Origin of the sequence: Enterococcus gilvus ATCC BAA-350, assembly GCF_000407545.1 — a bacterium.
GTDB lineage: Bacteria > Bacillota > Bacilli > Lactobacillales > Enterococcaceae > Enterococcus_A > Enterococcus_A gilvus.
The window spans coordinates 1,893,637-1,912,000 of record NZ_ASWH01000001.1; the positions used below are offsets into that span (position 1 = coordinate 1,893,637).

At 41.2% G+C, this 18,364-nt stretch carries 20 protein-coding genes; 3 read left to right on the forward strand and 17 right to left on the reverse strand.

Features of this window, described 5'->3' with window-relative positions; genetic code table 11:
• The first annotated feature begins 7 nt into the window (after positions 1–7).
• A complete protein-coding gene (locus I592_RS09310; protein WP_010780462.1) occupies positions 8–1,756 on the forward strand; it encodes an NADH-dependent [FeFe] hydrogenase, group A6 in 1,749 nt (582 codons plus the stop codon).
• Between the two features lie 46 nt (positions 1,757–1,802).
• Here the strand turns inward: I592_RS09310 and I592_RS09315 are convergent, their stop codons facing one another.
• The 14 genes from I592_RS09315 to I592_RS09380 form a co-directional block, all read right to left on the reverse strand.
• Entirely contained in the window at positions 1,803–2,348 is a 546-nt protein-coding gene (locus I592_RS09315) for a hypothetical protein (protein WP_010780461.1), read from the reverse strand.
• Positions 2,349–2,591: 243 nt separating this feature from the next.
• Positions 2,592–3,941, reverse strand: coding sequence for a PTS cellobiose transporter subunit IIC (celB, locus tag I592_RS09320; protein WP_010780460.1), 1,350 nt, complete (start codon positions 3,939–3,941; stop codon positions 2,592–2,594).
• Between the two features lie 17 nt (positions 3,942–3,958).
• Positions 3,959–4,456, reverse strand: coding sequence for a hypothetical protein (locus I592_RS09325; RefSeq protein WP_010780459.1), 498 nt, complete (start codon positions 4,454–4,456; stop codon positions 3,959–3,961).
• A gap of 13 nt (positions 4,457–4,469) precedes the next feature.
• Positions 4,470–4,799: a PTS cellobiose transporter subunit IIA gene (locus tag I592_RS09330; RefSeq protein ID WP_010780458.1), complete on the reverse strand. Its 330-nt coding sequence runs from the start codon at positions 4,797–4,799 to the stop codon at positions 4,470–4,472.
• Between the two features lie 15 nt (positions 4,800–4,814).
• Entirely contained in the window at positions 4,815–6,791 is a 1,977-nt protein-coding gene (locus tag I592_RS09335; RefSeq protein ID WP_010780457.1) for a BglG family transcription antiterminator, read from the reverse strand.
• Between the two features lie 15 nt (positions 6,792–6,806).
• Entirely contained in the window at positions 6,807–7,121 is a 315-nt protein-coding gene (locus tag I592_RS09340) for a PTS cellobiose transporter subunit IIB (RefSeq protein ID WP_010780456.1), read from the reverse strand.
• 221 nt (positions 7,122–7,342) lie between these two features.
• Positions 7,343–8,338: a sugar kinase gene (locus tag I592_RS09345; RefSeq protein ID WP_010780455.1), complete on the reverse strand. Its 996-nt coding sequence runs from the start codon at positions 8,336–8,338 to the stop codon at positions 7,343–7,345.
• 16 nt (positions 8,339–8,354) lie between these two features.
• Entirely contained in the window at positions 8,355–9,095 is a 741-nt protein-coding gene (gene dagF / locus I592_RS09350; protein ID WP_010780454.1) for a 2-dehydro-3-deoxy-phosphogluconate aldolase, read from the reverse strand.
• A gap of 14 nt (positions 9,096–9,109) precedes the next feature.
• Positions 9,110–10,204 carry a DgaE family pyridoxal phosphate-dependent ammonia lyase gene (locus I592_RS09355; protein WP_010780453.1) on the reverse strand — a complete coding sequence of 365 codons (1,095 nt, stop codon included), beginning with the start codon at positions 10,202–10,204 and terminating at the stop codon, positions 9,110–9,112.
• Positions 10,194–11,300, reverse strand: coding sequence for an amidohydrolase/deacetylase family metallohydrolase (locus I592_RS09360; protein ID WP_010780452.1), 1,107 nt, complete (start codon positions 11,298–11,300; stop codon positions 10,194–10,196). The genes I592_RS09355 and I592_RS09360 overlap by 11 nt, the downstream gene beginning before the upstream one ends.
• A gap of 9 nt (positions 11,301–11,309) precedes the next feature.
• A complete protein-coding gene (locus I592_RS09365) occupies positions 11,310–12,398 on the reverse strand; it encodes a DUF871 domain-containing protein (RefSeq protein WP_010780451.1) in 1,089 nt (362 codons plus the stop codon).
• The gene (locus tag I592_RS09370; protein ID WP_010780450.1) at positions 12,395–12,658 is read right to left on the reverse strand and encodes a hypothetical protein; all 264 of its coding nucleotides are present in this window, start codon (positions 12,656–12,658) and stop codon (positions 12,395–12,397) included. The genes I592_RS09365 and I592_RS09370 overlap by 4 nt, the downstream gene beginning before the upstream one ends.
• Positions 12,659–12,723: 65 nt before the next feature.
• Positions 12,724–14,073, reverse strand: coding sequence for a PTS sugar transporter subunit IIC (locus I592_RS09375; RefSeq protein ID WP_010780449.1), 1,350 nt, complete (start codon positions 14,071–14,073; stop codon positions 12,724–12,726).
• 214 nt (positions 14,074–14,287) lie between these two features.
• Positions 14,288–14,989 carry a GntR family transcriptional regulator gene (locus tag I592_RS09380; RefSeq protein ID WP_010780448.1) on the reverse strand — a complete coding sequence of 234 codons (702 nt, stop codon included), beginning with the start codon at positions 14,987–14,989 and terminating at the stop codon, positions 14,288–14,290.
• A gap of 179 nt (positions 14,990–15,168) precedes the next feature.
• On the opposite strand from I592_RS09380, the gene I592_RS09385 reads away from it, so the two are divergent.
• On the forward strand, positions 15,169–15,771 hold the full coding sequence (locus I592_RS09385; protein ID WP_010780447.1) for a DUF1349 domain-containing protein: 603 nt from the start codon (positions 15,169–15,171) through the stop codon (positions 15,769–15,771).
• A gap of 190 nt (positions 15,772–15,961) precedes the next feature.
• Here I592_RS09385 and I592_RS09390 read toward each other — a convergent pair whose 3' ends face one another.
• From I592_RS09390 to I592_RS20975, 3 genes are all read right to left on the reverse strand, one after another.
• Positions 15,962–17,140 carry a tyrosine-type recombinase/integrase gene (locus I592_RS09390; RefSeq protein WP_010780446.1) on the reverse strand — a complete coding sequence of 393 codons (1,179 nt, stop codon included), beginning with the start codon at positions 17,138–17,140 and terminating at the stop codon, positions 15,962–15,964.
• 104 nt (positions 17,141–17,244) lie between these two features.
• The gene (locus tag I592_RS09395) at positions 17,245–17,553 is read right to left on the reverse strand and encodes a hypothetical protein (RefSeq protein WP_010780445.1); all 309 of its coding nucleotides are present in this window, start codon (positions 17,551–17,553) and stop codon (positions 17,245–17,247) included.
• On the reverse strand, positions 17,543–17,692 hold the full coding sequence (locus I592_RS20975) for a DUF3789 domain-containing protein (RefSeq protein WP_010780444.1): 150 nt from the start codon (positions 17,690–17,692) through the stop codon (positions 17,543–17,545). Before I592_RS20975 ends, I592_RS09395 begins: the two co-directional genes overlap by 11 nt.
• A gap of 180 nt (positions 17,693–17,872) precedes the next feature.
• Here I592_RS20975 and I592_RS09400 point away from each other — a divergent pair, with 180 nt between their 5' ends.
• On the forward strand, positions 17,873–18,091 hold the full coding sequence (locus I592_RS09400) for a hypothetical protein (RefSeq protein ID WP_010780443.1): 219 nt from the start codon (positions 17,873–17,875) through the stop codon (positions 18,089–18,091).
• Positions 18,092–18,364: the final 273 nt, after the last annotated feature.

Here is an 18,364-nt window from a genome sequence, read left to right on the forward strand (position 1 = left end):
GGAGCAAGTGAAAGAAGTTATGATTACTATTAACGGAAAAATCTGTACTGCTCCAGAAGGATCGACCATTCTCGAAGCAGTACGAATCAACAATATTGAGATCCCTACCCTCTGCTTTCTAAAAGAAATCAACGAAATCGGCGCCTGTCGTATGTGCGTCGTTGAAGTGAAAGGTGCCCGCAGTCTTGTAACGGCTTGTGTGTACCCAGTCACTGAAGGGATGGAAATCACGACGAATTCCAAGAAAGTCTTTGATTCTCGCAGAGTTACCTTGGAATTGATTTTATCGACCCACGAACGGAAATGTCTTTCCTGTATCCGCAGCGGCAATTGCGAGCTGCAAAAGCTATGTAAAGAATTCAACGTCGCGGATGAAGACTACTTCAACGGCGAAAACTGCGAATACGAATTTGATGACAGTGCCGTGCATATGGTCCGAAACAACAATAAGTGTATTCTTTGCCGCCGTTGCGTCGCCGCGTGCTCAAAATGGCAGGCTGTCGGAGTGATCGGGCCAAATGATCGCGGCTTCAACACCCATATTGGAAGTGCCTACGAGCAAAATCTAGGAGACGTTCCTTGTATTTCCTGTGGTCAGTGCATCGTCGTTTGTCCAACAGGTGCGATCCACGAAAAAGATCAGACCCAAGAAGTTTGGGATGCGTTAGAAGATCCTACTAAACACGTGATCGTACAGACTGCCCCTTCGATTCGAGTCACATTAGGCGAAGCCTTCAACATGCCGATCGGTACGAATGTCGAAGGCAAAATGGTGGCAGCCTTGCGGCGAATCGGGTTTGATCGCGTCTTTGATACCAACGTCGCGGCGGACTTTACGATCATGGAGGAAGCCAATGAGTTCCTAGAACGTGTTGGAAACAATGGCCCCTTCCCAATGTTTACCTCTTGTTCACCAGGTTGGGTCAAATACTGTGAATCGTATCATCCAGAATTGATCCCTAACCTGTCGACCTGTAAATCGCCGCAGCAAATGTTTGGCGCGCTGGCGAAAACTTGGTACGCCGAAAAAGAAGGCATTGATCCAAAAGATATCTTTGTGGTAGGAATCATGCCTTGTACCGCGAAGAAATTTGAAGTCACACGGGAGGACGAAGATGCCGCTGGTTACTCGGATTGTGATGTCGCATTAACGACCCGTGAACTGGCACGTATGATCGATAAAGCCGGTGTCCGTTTCGTAGAATTAGAAGACGAAGCTTTTGACAATCCATTAGGTGAAGCGACCGGTGCAGGCTATATCTTCGGCGCCACAGGCGGAGTGATGGAGGCGGCATTAAGAACAGCCGCTGAAACATTGGCCGGTCATTCCTTGGAACAAGTAGAATTCACAGAAGTGCGCGGCATGAAGGGGATCAAAGAAGCGACTTATGAAATGAGCGGCGCAACCATCAATGTTGCGGTCGCCTCTGGCATCGGGAACGCGAAGAAATTGTTAGAACGAATCGAATCTGGCGAAAAATTCTATCACTTTGTCAAGATCATGGGTTGTCCTGGCGGCTGTATCAATGGCGGTGGTCAACCTGTCCAGCCAGCTTCTGTACGCAACTTTGTTGATTTAAAAACAAAACGTGCCGCTGCGTTATACTCAGAAGACAAAGACAAAGGCTTACGCAAATCAAACGAAAGCCCGATCGTCCAAAAAATCTATCAAGAGTTTTTAGAAAAACCGGGCAGCTTAAAAGCACACCACATTCTCCACACAAGCTATCGCGACCGCATGGACGTGAATGCATAAAAAAGAAGCTTTGATCGATAAGTTATCGATCAAGGCTTCTTTTCTTCTACCGAACTCTTTGAAGATGCAATGCCTTTGAAAGGACTGGAACGACTAAAATGGACAACCCGCCGCCAATCAACGCTGTGATCAATTGCGGAACTGAAAATGCCCCTGATACCATCGCGGCTTTAGGAGCCGGCATTTTAAGCAAAACAGGAACGACAAATTGTACGATCGTCAGATACAATACACCAAACTTTGCGACTGCGCCGACAACCGTCGCCAAGACAAAATTCGTGATTGCCTGCTTGGTATTGAAGCCTGCGAGGACATGCCAGATCGTCACTAAGACCGCATTCCCAATAGCGATACAGAAAACGATTTGTGGAAATGCTGGACCGATCCCAAAGATAAACGCGAAGATCGGTGACAATAAAGCGATGGTCAAGCCGCTCGCCAACCCTCCTGTTGTGACAGAAACAATCAAAATCAAATTTACGAGAGAACCTGTTACCAACGTGTTGCCTAATCCCGATGTCACCGCCTGGACAACGATCAATAATGCTAATAATACCCCCGTTTGCGAAACCCATAATGCTTTACGATTCATATTTTCGGAAATTCTATTTGTAGTTTATTTCACAAATAGTTATCCTTTCACTTCCTTCCTTTTCATAGTCAATCTCCTAATTTAACTCTCACTAAAAATAGCGCTTTCGTCTGTCTATAATTATTGTATCAGAAGTATGGGGCAGACGCGCACCAGTTTTAAAAATTCTGTACTAAAAATTGAAATAAAAAAAAGACCCTTGGTTCACCAAGGATCTTTAAACGCTGCTTCTGCAACAAGTGATTATGCTTGATTTGCGGCAAGTTCTGCTGCTTTTACTTTTTCTTCTTCAAGTAATTTGTTGTCATAAAACTTGATGAATGGGAACCAGATCGCAAAGGCCAATACCGCACATAACACTGCCAATACCGCTGCTTTCCAGTCGCCCCCGCTACCAACAAAGGCACCGAGTCCTACTGGTGACGGCCATGGCATTTGGGCCAGCATTGGTCGAACGATCTCTAATTTGATTGCGAAATACGCAAGTGACGCTGAGGCCATAGGTGCTAAAAAGAATGGGATCGCTAGATAAGGATTGTAGACGATCGGCATCCCGAAAATGATCGGTTCGTTGATGTTGAAAATCCCTGGAACCAACGATGCTTTTCCTAAAACTTTCAATTGGTCCGATTTAGCCATAAAGGCGATAAAGATAATCAGCCCTAATGTTGCCCCAGATCCCCCAACAGTAACATACGAATTGTTAAATTCACCAGCGAGCGGAAAATTGGCACCGTTTGCATTTGCTGCCATATTTGCCAGCACGATCGGTGTTAAGAAAGACGTAATGATGTTTGCCCCGTGAATCCCAACGATCCAAAGTGCATGGATCAAGAAATAAATGACCATGATTCCAAGCCATGTATTTGTCAAATTGGTTACGAAGCTGAATGGGATCGCGATCATTTTGAAGATATCTGTTCCAAGAGCAACTAAACCGCCATTGATGATCATTACGACAAACGCAATGACGAATGTTGGGATCAATGCTGTAAAGGAACGTGACACACCTGGCGGCACTACGTCCGGCATTTTAATGATCCAATTTCTCTTTACACACATGCAGTACAATTCAACAGCGATGATCGACATGATGATTCCCGTAAAGATACCGGAAGTCCCCAGTCTATCCACAAAGGCTCCCATACGAATCCCGCTGACGATTGTTTCTGTATCTGTCATTGAAGAAACTAAGCTAATTTTCCCTCCGTCGAGAATTAATTCTGGTATACACATAAAGAAGGCAAATACTGATAATAACGCGCCCATCAATGGATTGACATTGATGTTTTGTTCATCTCTTTCAATAGAGGTTAACTCATAAGCGAAAACGATTGCAAAATAAACGGAAAGAATTCCCATAGTCATTGTGTTGGCGATCATATAGAGATCACTTATTTTAAAAAATGTCGCGTTAAAGAATCCCTCTAAAAATGGAAAAGATACGGGCAAAACATTTAAAACTAAAAACATGGACCCTACGATCGTGAAGGGAATCGATGCCATCCCAGCCGCCATAACGGCGCGGACAATTTTTAACTGGGCAATTTTACCCATCGGTCCCATTAAATACTTCTGCAAGAAATTAAACATTCATTGTGCTCCTCTCTTTATTGTACTGCTTTTTCGTATTGCTGAATGCGATCATAATGCTTGTCACGATTGGTACGAATTCTTTTTAAGCGTCTCCTAACAAACACACACAGGAGTAATCCGCTAGCCATTAATACAGAAATAAACACACGTCCTTGCCCATCATCATTCATAAAAGGAAAGAATCCAGAAAACAACGGCGTTACGGTTACGAACATCAAAACGAGGTTGAGTATTCCTTGAATGAGGAAGTAGCGGTCTGTATTCGGCACATTATTTTGATGCTTGCGATACAATTGAAACTGTTCCGCAGCTACTGGGATCACTCCGACGATCAACGCTAACGGGAGCCAGAGCCAGATACTTTTTGACAATGACAGACAGATCAGCCAGTAAAGATTGATGAAAAAGAACAGTGCTGTCAAATACCGCACGATCAAATAACGGTTAAAGTACATATTTTTTAAACTAAATTGCTGCTTTTCCATGTGCAATTTTTTCTTATCCTCATTCATAGTGTCCCTCCGTTCATTCCGTGCGCTGCTGATACAAATAGCGCATCTCATTGGCGACTTCCAACAACGTCATTGTCGTCATCAGGTGATCTTGTGCATGGACCATGATTATTTCCATTTCAATTTTTTTTCCGCCGGCATACTCTTTCAGAAGCTGTGTCTGAGCTTTATGCGCCTTCAAAAGCTGCTCGTTGGCTTCCTCCAATTGTTCCTTCGCTTTCTCATCTTCTTTTTTGCGCATCGAAGCGAATGCGTCATGAATGACCGTTCGTGCATTTCCGCTGTGAAGAATAATTTCAAAAGCGGCTACCTGTAATTCTTCACTATTCATTTGTTCAGCCACATGGCTCCCTCCTTATCAAATAATCTTTATAAGTTCATTACTAAAGTTTTCAAATGTTGGTTCAGCTAAAATTGCCTGCTGGATATCCAGCCGATCGACCAACTGAACAATTGCTTTTGTCACAACCGTGATCCCCTCATTTTCAATATATGAAGGCGAGATCAGAAAGACAAAATTCACCGTTTCCTTCTCATCCCACGTCATCCCATCAGGAATCAAGGCAACAGCAATCTTCGTCGACACTCCTACTGGAATCGCTGGATGGGGAACGACCACGGTGTCACTAAACACGATCTGTCCCATCATCTCTCGTTGCGAAATCTGCTGCTTCATTTTTATTGGATAGTTTTCTTCCTCATTCACACTTAACACATCTAATAAATCATCCACGACACTTTCCTTCGTGGGCGCTGTTTCGTATCTTTTGAAAAATTGTTCTGATAATTGCGTTTCAAAATAGCGTTTCCGCTCATTAAGCGGCAAGCGATGGGTTTCTTCGATCCTTGTAGGGCGTGAAATCAGACGATCCAATAATTTACGTATTTTATGGACATCTTCATCATTTAGAAAGACACTGACATGCAACACAGGAACTTTAAAGACCATGGTTGATAGATCCACAGAAGAGATGATCAAATCGATGCCCTTCAACGTCGCTTCGTTGATTTCATAGTAGCCCTTCACATTGACGACCGTTATATGTTTGCCAAACTCATTCGAGACTCGGTTCTTCAACAATTGTGCGCTGCCATACCCTGTTGCACAGATGATCAACGCCCGCACTTTATGTGTGTCTTTGACCTTTTCTAAAGCTGCCAGCAAATGAAGCGCAAGATAGGCCCATTCGTCCTCACTTATAACAAATTTTCTCAGCATCGGCATTTCAGCAAAATAATGCTTCGTTAATTCAAATGCTTCTGAATTGCCTTCTTTGATTTCTGTCGTTAAAGGATTGTCTAAGGTGATTCCGCGATTTAATCGAATCAGCAAAGGACCTAAATGCCCCAGCAACCCGCTTTTTAACTGATAGTCTTCCATCAGCGGATAGCCGATCACTTGAGAAATGCTTTGGATGACGTTGTCTAATTCATAAGAAAGCTCTTGGTTCTCTGTTGTTGCCTCGTGGTTGGATTTTGCCATCAGATGGATCGTTAGATAAGACACCTCTTCGATCGGAAACACCACATTGGTGACCGTTTCAATTCGTTCAACGATTTTTTCCGCCACTTGGTACTCTATTCGTCCTAATAAATCTTGCTGCAGTCCTAAATCTTTGATCTCAAAACCTTCACGCATGCGTTTGATTCCTAAAGAAAGATGCAAGACCAAATTTTGGATCACCACATCAGATACTTTTAGCTTTGCCTCTCGCGTCTCATCTAAAATAATGATCGTCAATTCTTCAAACGTGATTTCATTAAAAAAATGACTGTTTCCTAAATATTCCTTCATTGAGTTGGCATACGTTTTGCCGAAAAGTGTATCCATGATAAAGTGTCGTTTGTTTCTTTCTTCACCTTCTACCCAGAACCCTTTGCCGTGTTTTGACACGATCACGAGAGAATATTCCTGTAATTTCTCTTTTATTTCTTGGATATCTTTCGCTAAACTCGACCGACTAATAAAAAGTTCTTCCGCTAGATCATCTATAACAATTACTCGATCCTCAAGTAATAGCTTATTCAAAATATATTTTTGCCGATCCTCCACTTCGGAAAATTCACTCGCATTTCTATAAAAGGGATCTACTAAGTTCTCGTGACTCAAAAATAAATCGAAAACCATTTTATGAACAATTCTCAATTGATAGCCTTGTCCCTGCTTTGCTAGAATTTCTCCTCCATTTTTTTCCACCAGCACTTTTAAATCTTGCAAATAATTTCTAACCGTACGATCGGATAGCGACAATTCAGAAGCTAAGTCTTTGCTGGTCACAAATTCATTCTTATGATCGATCAAACGATTCAACAAAGCTTTTTCCTTCTGTTTCATCTTACTCTCTCCCAGCTAAATATTTTCCTCGATAACCTCAGCCATTTTCTGTATCCCAGTAGGAATCGGGACATACGCTTGAAATGGGATGCTCACTACAGGCTTACCGACGGTATCTCCTAGCTTAACAAATTTATCCAAAAACATGGTTGTTTGAGGACTGATCAGGAATAAATCAAAATCACTCGTTTTTATCATATTGTCGCCTTCTGTTGCTGAAACGGCATCCACAAAAATGTCCTTTCCGTTCTGTTTAAAGTAATCCGTTGTTTTGGTTGCCATCATTGAAGAAGACATTCCTGCTGCACAAATAATCAATGCTTTTTTCATCTTACACACGCTCCTATTTTTGTTATCTCTCGTTCTTAGTACACTCCAAGAATAGAATGTAAACGGTTACGGTTCAACATTAAAACTTCCGCATCATTACGGAAAAAAACTGTAATATCCTTAGAAAAGCCTAAAATTTCTTTTTTATCCTTCTAATAGGAAAAAAAAAGAATGACTGGCAAAAATGCCACTCATTCTTTTCCCGACGATTCACTTCGTGTTTATCGGATCAAATCGATTTCAGGATTTTTTAATACTGTGAAAACCTGTTCTTTTGTTGTCAACGGCACATCACCATGGATCGTATGCGCCAACACCGCGTTCATTGTTGCAAACTCAACTGTCTCGACTAAGGGCCAGTTTTCAGCATATCCCGTTAAGATTCCTGCTGCATAAGCATCGCCAGCGCCAATCCGATCCAAAGCAACCAGGTCTCTCACAGCACTGACTGCGCGCTCTTTACGATTATATAAAAATCCTTGCATTTGTTTGCGACTGTCCGCAGTCGTTCTTCGTGTCCCGGCAAACCAATCAATCGCGTATTTTTCCATAAATTGCCAAATCATCTCATCCTCTGATCCCGTTTTTGGGACTTGTAACAGGTCCAGCAAATCTCTCGTACTGCCAAAAACAATAGCGCAATAAGGCAAGATTTTCTCGTATTGTTCTTTCATAAAAGCCAATTTATTCGGTTCTGTGTTCAGACTGGGACGGAAATTAAAGTCAAAGCAGACTTTTTTTCCTGCCTTCGCAGCCTCTTGTGCTAATGTATGTGCGGCATCCCGAGTAGCATCGGTCAAGCTCAAAGAAATTCCACAAATATGGATCAGATCATTTTCAGCCGCCACCTTCTCAAAGTTATAGGCTGTGTGATCACTGACACCAAAGGAACTATGGTGACGATTTTGATACGTAACGTGTGTTGGACGTTGTCCATACCCATTTTCAGCAAAATAGCTGCCGATATGATGATGGGCGAATGACAACAGCTCTGTTTTGATTCCATACTTTGCCAACGCTGATTTAGCGACCTGTCCCAGACGGTTCTCAGGAAGCACGGTCACTAACGAAGAATCATAGCCAAATTGCGCCAAATTAGCCATAATATTGACACCCGTCCCAGTATAATCCATCCGCAATTCATTCGTCTGATCTAACAATAAATACTCCGGTGGTGACAATCGCAGCATCACTTCACCAAAAGCCGCAAATTTCATCGTTTCTGCTCCTTCTTTAAGCCAATGTTTTTTTACACATTTCAAGCAATCGTTTTACGTCTTCAGGACGTGTGTCTCCTGTTTCAGAATCAATGATCGAACTGTACACATGCGGAATAATTTTCTTAACACCTGCATCAACAGCGATTTGAAGGATTTCTTCAAAATTTTCTAAGTCAATACCGCCAGTAGGCTCCAAATAGAAATCATGTTTGGCGCACGCTTCCGCAACTGCTTTAAATTCTTCTTTATGGGCCAATCCTTTCATTGGGAAGTATTTGATTGAACTACCACCCATATCTTGAAGCAACGTAATCGCTGTTTCGATCGGCACGACGCCTTCTGGCCCTTTTGAACTTAGAGGCCCTGTCGCGATATTGACATAGCCGACTTTTCCTGTTGGCGAAACCAATCCATTGATGATCGTTTCTTCTTGACCCAATAGCGCTCTTGAGGTCCCCACGCCAGTAAATACTTGATTCACGTGTTGCGGCTGAAGCTCACCAGAAATACGCGAGACCATTTGACTCTGATTCGGGTCCCCAGCACCTAGACCAACAGACAGGGCATTGTTCGTTGCCTCCTGATATTTTTTCATATCTTTGATGGCTGCTTCATCACTCTCGTAATTTTTCGACAGTACGCCTAAAACCACGTGTCCTTCCGCCGCTTCATAGCAAGATTTGGCATTCTCAACAGAATTCGCCAAAACATTTAAACAAATTCGATCCTCTAAATAATTTGGTTCTACTGACATTTCCTGATCCCCTCTTATTCCATGATATCGTGCAAACGCGCCACGATTTTATTCATTTCTTCTTCGTTCACCGAGCGAATATCAAATTCAATGATACCATTGTTGGCTTGATATTCTCTCGTGTAGACCGCTGGTGATTCCTTTTTCAACGCTGCGATTACATCCTTCGCTGAATGCTCTCCCGATACGTGAACACTTGCTCGATAAATATCTCGTCCGGCACTATCTTGAACGACTGTAGCGGTTAGATGATTGATTTGATTGATTGCTTTCGTAAATGGTTTTAATCGTGCCTGCATTGATTTACCCGATTCGCTGCCGTTTGTTAAATAGTCTTCGATCGCCTGCGTAAAACCAAGGATATTGTCCTTGCCGATCTTCATCGCTCTGCCGATCCCCTTCCCCTGAAGGCGAACCCATTCAATCGGTGCTTTCTTTCCGATCACTAAGCCGGCACTCGGTCCTTCGATCGCTTTTGCTCCAGAATAAATAACTAGGTCAGCACCTGCTTTATAATAGAAGAATAAATCTTCCTCGGCAGCCGCATCCACGATCAATGGCACGTGATATCTCTTCGCAACTTCCGCCGCCTCTTCCACACTCAGCATACTTTTTTGAACCGTGTGATGGCTTTTTATATAGAGAATAGCCGCGGTGTTTTCGCTGATCATCATTTCCAGATGCTCGGCTGAACACACGTTTGCATAACCAGCTTCGACAACTTTTCCGCCGCCTTGTTCTACCATGACTTCAACAGGCGTCCCGTAATCCACATTGTGTCCTTTAGGCAAGATGACTTCCCGCTTCGTGATTTTTTCCGTGTAAGGATGGTAGGCATGATAGACCGCTCCTTGACCGATCACTGCCGCAATACTCTGAGCAATTCCCGCTGAAGCAGAAGAAACGATCTGTGCATCCTCCACATCCAAAAGGTTTGCGATATACGCGCCGGTTTTTTCGCTTAGATCCGCCATTTCAAAAAAATGCTCGCCGCCAAACCGTTGAGCAGCCATTACGGACTCAGATACCTTTGAAACGCCTAAAATCGTCATGCGCCCAGAAGCATTGATGACTTCTTTTAATCCAAGTTTGTCGAAATTAATTGTCATAGACCTGACCTCCAATGATCGTTTCCATAGGAAGAATCTCCTGACTCGCCTTACGCGTGTTTCCATTGGAATCGATCAGTTCTTTTTCTGAATGTTTGATCGTAAAGATCGTCATATCTGCATCATAGCCCACAGCTAATTTCCCTTTAGTAGTTAAATGGAAATTTTCAGCAGGTCTTTCTGTCACTTGCGTAAGAATCTCTTCCCAAGAATACCCTACCACGAAAAGTTTTTCCATCGTCGTTGCTAAATCGTAAACCGGCCCATTCTCCCTATTTCGCACATAAATATCTGAACTAATAGATGTGCTCTTCATTCCTTCACGCAACGCTTGTTTCGCCACGTCAAAATTAAAGCTGTCTGTCCCATGACCTATATCAAAAACAATGCCTTTCGTATATGCATCCCATACAAAATCCTTGATTTGCTGTTTTTCTCGATCAAAAATACCATTTTCTTTTCCATTAAAGCAGTGCGTCAGCACATCACCTTTTTCCATCAGATCCAGAATTTCGGACAATTCAGGTGGTGCGGAACCAACGTGTACCATCAACGGCAACTCGCCGTATTCATGTTGAAATTGCTTTGCTAACCGAAGAGGCTCGATGCCGCTTGAACCAATCACCGTTTTACTCATGCGAGCTTTTAACCCAACGATAAATTCGGGGAATTTTTCTATCGCAGTCCTTACTGCATCCCGTTGGACTTTCGTTAAGTCGGCTAATTCATCCTGCTCAACGATCCCCCATTTCGAGATATTCAGCAATGCATAAACATTGGATTTAGATTTTTTTGCTAACTCGCAAAAGTCACCAATATTTTCAGCGCCTGTCGTTCCAGCGTCGATCACTGTCGTTACGCCTCGTTTGACGCCAACTTCGTCTGGATAATCATAATACAGTGTCATTTTTTCGTAGCAATGAACATGATCATCGATCCATCCGGCAGAAATATATTGATCGTCTGTCAAAACAATTTCTTTGCGGGTCTCTTGATCAATTTTTTCTGTTAATGCGACTATTTTGCCATCAGAAATACCAATTTCCATTTTCTTTCCGTCAATCGTTTTGCCATTTCGTACAACTAAATCCAACATTTCGCGTTCCTACTTTTCTGTAAATTTGAATTTTGACCAAGGATGAATAAACGGTAATAAGAGTTGCTCATCTGCAACAATCTGTCCGACTTTATTTTTGCGTGAATCTTTATGGGCGCTTAGCACCACTTGCAGCTCATTCTTGTATTTGCCAAAGTCATCGTTTCCGATCACGATGTCCCCCGGTTGAAATTCGATCTCATTGTCATGGGGAGCATTTGCTTCTTGACCATATTTTTTACGAACGAATGTTGAGCGAACCATTTGATCCGTGATATCCCCACGACGGTAATGTTGTTCATTCAATACGATCTGCTTTTCTACATCATTGATTCCTGCAACAAATTCGACAGAAAATTCTGTTTGGTAACGATCGACGTCGCCCATTGCCTTCAACTCTTCTTCGGAGGCATAGGCATTTCCGATGATCACATCATCAATCAATTTTGTCGCAAATAAGTGTTTTGTCGCAACTTCCACTGGTAAATGGCGGTGCATCTCTAGAGTTGGCAACCCATCATTGATGTCCCATGGGCCGATCGTTCCTACTTGTGAAGTCACAAAGGCTGCCGTTCGTATACCCTTAGCTTTGAAACGCTCACTGCATTTTACAAAGAAATCAAAGGGCAGTGCGGTTCCTTCTTGAGGGTAAAAATTATGGCACCCATACAAATAAGGCGTATTGGCTTCATAGGTCAGGATGTTATCTAAGTAGGCCACATCATTACTCATATTCAATTCGATTGCTACACCAAATGGGTTGTATGTGAGCATCGCCTCTTTGTTTCCATCAAATCCCAAGTCTAAACGAATCCCGTCTGCTCCTAATTCATGGAAGAAACTCATGTCATCATAAGAGATTCCTAGTTCTTCAAAAATATTCGGTGCAACGTCTAAGATCGTTTCATAGCCTAAGTCCTTCGCAAAGAAAATCAGTTCTTTAAATTTCTTTTTAACGACCTCTTTGCCTTCAGTGACTTCCAGCATACTCATAAAAATACGACCAAAGCCATACTTATGGGCCAATTCAATGTACGCTTTATCCTGGTTGATATCACTATGATCCGGATAAACCGAAATTCCTAATACACGTTTCATACACTTTTTCCTCTTTCCATCTCATCGATTTTTGACCGGTATTTGTACGCAATCAATGACGCTGTACAAACAGTGACTGTCATTACTAAGAAAGACGCAATATTCAGCGCTACACCTAGCACTACGGCAAACAGGATAGTTGCCAATGAACCAAGTAAAATGTAGCGAAGTTTCATCTGTTCAAGTTTTGCTGGTAGTTTTCCCTTTTCCAGATAAATATGACTCGCTAGAAAAAGAAAGATTAAATAAATAAAGTTCATAGTATCACCGAAGAGGATAGTCCTTTGACCATCCTCTCTCCTTTCTACGATTGAATAATTCTTTTCTAATTCGAAGTTGCACCCTGTAGGTTTGCAGCTTTTTCTTTTTTCGCTTTCTCTTCCGCTTCCAATTCTGCCGCTTCACGTGCCAATTGCTGCTTTTCAAACACTTTGAAGAACGGATAATAGATAGCCATGGAGATCAGGAAGTTCACAATGACCAGAATTGCTGCGGCAATACTCCAATCCGTACTCATCCAAGCGGCGATCGGTGCTGGAATGGTAAAGCCATAACGAGCGACCATCATTGGGATCACCCCTGAAATGGTTAAGAAATAAGAAAGGGTTGTTGTCACTAACGGTGCTACGATAAATGGAATTCCCAATAACGGGTTCATGACGATCGGCGCCCCAAAAATCATCGGTTCATTAATATTGAATAAGCCTGGCAAGAAAGATAGACGTCCTAAACTCTTTAAGTATTTCGATTTTGAGAACATAAAGAATACGACTAATGCCAAGGTCGTCCCCGCGCCACCAATCCAGATAAACCATTGTAAGAATTGTTCCGTAAAGATATTTGGCATTGCAGTTGCACTTGCACCATCCGCAAAAGCTTCCATATTTTCAGCAATCGATAATTCCCAGAATGGACGAATAACCGGTCCCATGATCGCTGGTCCATGAATCCCTAACACCCAGAAGAAACAAATCAAGAATACAGTCAACAAACCACCAAACAAACTATTCCCAGCTAACACATCTTTAAACGGCATTAATAAATTACTCAAGAACCCATTGATATCAAATCCGATCATGTGTCGAATCACCCAAAATAGAACTAAGATCGCACCCCCAGGAATCAATGCCATAAATGAGTTCGTTACCTCTGGCGGAACCCCATCCGGCATTTTGATCGTGATGTTCTTTTCGATAAAAATACGATAGATTTCAACAGAAATGAGTGCTGTCACAATTGCCCCAAACAATGAAGCCGCGCCAAGATTGGCAATGTTCAAGTACCGTCCTGCATCAATGACACCCTCCACATTGTCAAATACTCGAATCGGCGGAGCCGCTGTTACGAGAAAAGCCATCACAGACAAGATGCCCGCTGTCAGAGAGTCGACCTTATAGCTCTTCGCCAATTGAGATGCGATCCCAAATGTTGCATAAAGTGCCAAAATACCTACTGTATAACGAAAAGGAATGTCTAAAATTGCTAAATACGGTTCAATCATTGCCGCAACTGAAGGAATTGGGAAGTTTAAAAAGATCGTGAAGAATGATCCGACGATCGTCAACGGCATCGTCGCGACGATTCCTTTCCTGATCGCCATCATGTGTCGCTGCGTTCCAATCTTGTTCGCAAAGGGCATCAATTTCTGTTCAATCGAATTTACTAATCTGTCCATTTTTTAACCTCCGTTTATAACGTTATAATGTTTACAAACGAATAGTACCATATTCAGTTTTTGCTGTAAACGCTTTTCAAGTTTATTTTTTATTTTATTTCTATAAATATTGAATGAATATAACTAAAACAACCGCGCTTAGCCCTTCATTTTAACAAGAATATTCGCGATTTTAATCCGATTAAAAAAACTGTGATGAACAATCATCACAGTTTTATGTCTCGTATTCAATTTGGTATGCATGATCAGAGGTATTATAAAGCCCCTCTGAATACTCAATCACTTTTCCATTGTAATCGTAGGATTTCCGAATTCTTTTCAACGCAAGCTGTTCCTCTGTTTGAAGAAGCGTCTGCTCTTCTGGCGTCAAGGCAATCGCCACAAAATCATCCATAAACCGTTCAATATCCAATTCATTTTGATAAAGGATTCTATACAGTGATTCCTGCTCGAGCGCTTCTTTAGTAACCCTTTTCAATCCCGTAGGCAAATAATGCGTAAAATAAATGTACGGTTTCCCATCTAGCGAATACATCCGTTGAAAGCAAATCGCCTCTGAGCCGAAATACTTAAACGCGTTGTCCTTATCCGTCAACGCTACTTTCTTTACATCCAAAATCACCTTTTTGACTGCTAAGTTCGAATTTTCCAAAATCTGAGTAAAGCTGATCGCTTTCGATAATTTATTATAAGGACGCTCACTCAAAACAGTCGTCCCTTTTCCACTTTTCTTCTCTACGTATTCATCTGCTGCCAGTAGCTCAATCGCTTTTCTCACGGTGATCTTACTTACATTAAAAAGCTGCTCCAGCTCCGTTTCGGTCGGCAGCATCGTTCCAACTGGATACGTTCCAGAAAAAATATCCTCTTTTATTTTCTCCGCAACTTCTAAATAGAGTACACGTGTTTTCTTCATACATTCCACCCTTCCCAATAACCGTTCTCCATTTACTTAGAATAGCATTTAGCGGATTGTTTGCAAAGTTTTGTCTCGATGTGGTTGATTTCTCTTACTTTGCATAAACTTTTTCTTAGCGAATCGCGTCGATTTTTGCTACCCTTTTAATAAGACAATTGTCAGGAGGGCTTCGTTTGATGGATTTAAAAAATTTTAACTGGACGCGTTTCCCAGAAAGCTTCACCTTGTTAACAGAGGGGATTGAGGTCGTCACAAAGCCTCACACAGACCTTTGGCAAAATACCTATTATCATTTTCAAAACGACAATGCCCCTGTTTTCCAAATGGAAACCGAAGAAAAATACTTCAGTTTTATTGTAAAAACAGAGTTTTCAGAAAGTCATCATCGCTTTGATCAATGCGGGATCGTTCTGTATTTAGACAGCGAAAATTGGTTAAAGGGCTCTATCGAATATGAGAACGACTCCTATCAGCATTTAGGAAGCGTCGTGACGAATAACGGGTATTCCGATTGGGCGACAACGGAAATAGAGGCCTCTATCCACTCCATGTGGTACCGATTGAGCAGACGAGAAGATGATTATCGCATTGAATGCTCTGTGGATGGGGAAAACTTTCAGCAGATGCGTATCTGCCATCTGATCAATGGAAATGGTAAAGTGCGCTTTGGCATCTATGCTTGCTCCCCCGAAGACTCTTCATTTAAAGCGGTTTTTACAAAAATGCAGCTAACAGACTGTCAATGGCCTGCTCATGAGGGGCAACAGCCAGATAAATAGCTAAAAAGAGAGCGGTCCTATAGAATTAGGCCGCTCTTTTGGTATAAAAAAACCCTTGATTTCTCAAGGGTTCGAAAGACATCTTTCGAATTAACGACGGATTTCTTTGATACTTGCGAAATCGATTTAAGGCTGATATATCAACCTTTTTATTTAGCTGACTACATTTTGACTGCAAAAATCGGCTATTTTAGCTCTCCAATTCAGCAAAAGCTTTCAATGGTTTAAGCCGCTCATCCGCAGTCAAATGACGATAAATTTCTGATGTAGATTTATCAGCGTGACCCAATCTGGCTCTCAGCACATCCCAACTACAATGAGGTGCAACTAAACTAGCCATTGTATGCCTTGCTAAATGAGTGTGAAAAGGTTTTGAAATTCCACAACGTTCTACACAATTCTTTATGTGGTCATTCACGTACTCTTTTCGGAAAGGAAGCCCTCTTTTGTTTGGTTCCAAGTAAACAAATAGATAAGTTCTCTCTACATCAAAGTTAACCTTTTTCCTCATGTCCTCTAAAGCATCAATCAAGATTTTTAGTTTCTCCATAACTAGAGGGGTGACAACAACTCTTCTTGCTGAACTATCAGTCTTAGTTGTTGAAATCTTGAAATCACTTTGCTTTCCTTTAGTGGCTGTTTGCTTATAGAAAAGTATTTCATTTTTTTCAAAGTCAATATCCTCTGGCTGAATCGCCAAAGCCTCACTAATCCGACAGCCTGTATAAAAAAGAACGTAAAACAAAGTGGATAAAGGTAATTCTTCATGAACAGTAGAGTAGTTTAACAACGTTCTTAGCTCTTCAATAGTTAGGTATTTGTTATCTAGGCTTTCTAGGGACTGTTTTAAATCATCGACACTCTTTTTGTACTTAGGCATTGGCAATCCACTTAACGGATTTACATTGAGCATATTCTTTTTGAGACAATACTTTAAAACCATATTCAATGTCTGCCTTATACTATAAAGCGTGTTTTTGGCATAGCCTTGAGAAGACCCGTCAATTCCTTTTTTCTTCAGTTGAAAAAAAAGCTCTTCTAAATAATCTGGTGATAGTTCGATTAATTCCATATCACCAATCCACCTATTTAATATTTGGAGCATTTCCCAACGCTTAATATATGTGGATTCCTTTTGTTCATCGAGAAGTCGATAGTAGTTGTACCATTGTTCGCCAACTACTGAAAATTTTTCTCGAAAGCCGACCAAATTTTTTCTGGATCGGTGTACCTTTTCCAATTCTAAATAAGCTAATTGAGCTTCACGCTTTGTTTTAAAACCTCTTCTAGTTGTTCGAAATGCTTGAAAAGACCATGTGACTTTCCCATAAGAGTTTATTTGTTTTTTGAATCTTGTTTTTTTTTCCATTTTTCCCTCCTAATATTACCGAAGGAAATCTGAATCCATTAAAAAATGACGCCGAAGCAATTCTATACTGTCTATTATAATACGCTCCCTTCGAAAAATAAACGCTACAAAGAACGCAATTCTCTTTTTTTCTCAATAAACTCTTGATAATTCATTTCTCGATACCATTGCAACACTTTTTCCTTTGAATAGTGACCTCGAATCCCGTACCAACATTCTGGAAAATCCGTTAGCTTCATTAAACGATTCAATGTGCTTTCGCTGATTTGGAATTCCTTTTTTAAATCTTCGTTGGTTAAGACTAAAGGTAACTTGTGAATAGCAATGATTTTTTCAGTGTAGTTGTCTAAACCCTCTTGAAGCAGGGGATAAAGTTCATTTTTTAGAAATAGTTCAAGTTGTTCATTCATCATTTTTTTCACTTCGAATTCGTTTTACCTCAAGCTCATAATATTGATCATCAGCTGCGGAACTAACCTGAAGTAAGCACATGATTATTACTCCAAACAAGACTCCTAAAAAGAAAAGTGCAATTCCTCCAAAAATACTCATCTTGGTTTCCTCCCATCACGTTACTGTTTTTTTATTGCCTATACTTTTGGAACTGTTTTTACACATAAATCTATTACTATCTCTCAAAATCATAAAAAACCACTTTAGTACCCTCTCCTATTTTAAAAATGCCACTCTAGTGGTATGATTAGTGAAAAGTAGGAGGGAGTGCAATTGCCTATGAATAAAGGGATTGCTGATATTGTTAAAATTCAAAAAATTTTGGAACAATCTACCGCAAAGAAGCTATCTGATAATACTGGAATAAGTCTCAGCAATATAAAAAAATGGAAAAGTGGCGAACGTTCAATAGAACGAATGAACCTAACTGATGCAATTAAACTGACTGAGTATGCCAATAGAAATTTGTCTGCTGAGATTGTAACTTGGAGAGAGTAGATTTGTCTTTTGAGAACAACCACTCTCTATTATTTTGTACCGTTGAAGACTTTGTTTCTGCGTAAAACTCTTTCTCCGAAGTATCTCTAACTTGAATAATACACATCAAGCTAACGCCGATAATTCCTCCAAAGAAAATTGTAATAGGCGATAATACTGATATTTTAGTCATTCTCCTTTGTGATGTAAGTTTGTTAGCTGTTAGACTTTCCATTTGCTGAAATGGAAACATAGGACTCTCACCTCTCCGCAATTTACGCCGAGCTTTACAGA

What these genes read in the sequence shown, in the direction of transcription:
- I592_RS09315 (WP_010780461.1), bottom strand. Translation starts at nt 2,348, where the DNA reads ATGAATCGTAAAGCATTATGGGTTTCGCAAACGGGGGTATTATTAGCA.
- celB (WP_010780460.1), bottom strand. Translation starts at nt 3,941, where the DNA reads ATGTTTAATTTCTTGCAGAAGTATTTAATGGGACCGATGGGTAAAATT.
- I592_RS09325 (WP_010780459.1), bottom strand. Translation starts at nt 4,456, where the DNA reads ATGAATGAGGATAAGAAAAAATTGCACATGGAAAAGCAGCAATTTAGT.
- I592_RS09335 (WP_010780457.1), bottom strand. Translation starts at nt 6,791, where the DNA reads ATGAAACAGAAGGAAAAAGCTTTGTTGAATCGTTTGATCGATCATAAG.
- I592_RS09340 (WP_010780456.1), bottom strand. Translation starts at nt 7,121, where the DNA reads ATGAAAAAAGCATTGATTATTTGTGCAGCAGGAATGTCTTCTTCAATG.
- I592_RS09345 (WP_010780455.1), bottom strand. Translation starts at nt 8,338, where the DNA reads ATGAAATTTGCGGCTTTTGGTGAAGTGATGCTGCGATTGTCACCACCG.
- dagF (WP_010780454.1), bottom strand. Translation starts at nt 9,095, where the DNA reads ATGTCAGTAGAACCAAATTATTTAGAGGATCGAATTTGTTTAAATGTT.
- I592_RS09355 (WP_010780453.1), bottom strand. Translation starts at nt 10,204, where the DNA reads ATGACAATTAATTTCGACAAACTTGGATTAAAAGAAGTCATCAATGCT.
- I592_RS09360 (WP_010780452.1), bottom strand. Translation starts at nt 11,300, where the DNA reads ATGTTGGATTTAGTTGTACGAAATGGCAAAACGATTGACGGAAAGAAA.
- I592_RS09365 (WP_010780451.1), bottom strand. Translation starts at nt 12,398, where the DNA reads ATGAAACGTGTATTAGGAATTTCGGTTTATCCGGATCATAGTGATATC.
- I592_RS09370 (WP_010780450.1), bottom strand. Translation starts at nt 12,658, where the DNA reads ATGAACTTTATTTATTTAATCTTTCTTTTTCTAGCGAGTCATATTTAT.
- I592_RS09375 (WP_010780449.1), bottom strand. Translation starts at nt 14,073, where the DNA reads ATGGACAGATTAGTAAATTCGATTGAACAGAAATTGATGCCCTTTGCG.
- I592_RS09380 (WP_010780448.1), bottom strand. Translation starts at nt 14,989, where the DNA reads ATGAAGAAAACACGTGTACTCTATTTAGAAGTTGCGGAGAAAATAAAA.
- I592_RS09385 (WP_010780447.1), top strand. Translation starts at nt 15,169, where the DNA reads ATGGATTTAAAAAATTTTAACTGGACGCGTTTCCCAGAAAGCTTCACC.
- I592_RS09390 (WP_010780446.1), bottom strand. Translation starts at nt 17,140, where the DNA reads ATGGAAAAAAAAACAAGATTCAAAAAACAAATAAACTCTTATGGGAAA.
- I592_RS09395 (WP_010780445.1), bottom strand. Translation starts at nt 17,553, where the DNA reads ATGATGAATGAACAACTTGAACTATTTCTAAAAAATGAACTTTATCCC.
- I592_RS20975 (WP_010780444.1), bottom strand. Translation starts at nt 17,692, where the DNA reads ATGAGTATTTTTGGAGGAATTGCACTTTTCTTTTTAGGAGTCTTGTTT.
- I592_RS09400 (WP_010780443.1), top strand. Translation starts at nt 17,873, where the DNA reads ATGAATAAAGGGATTGCTGATATTGTTAAAATTCAAAAAATTTTGGAA.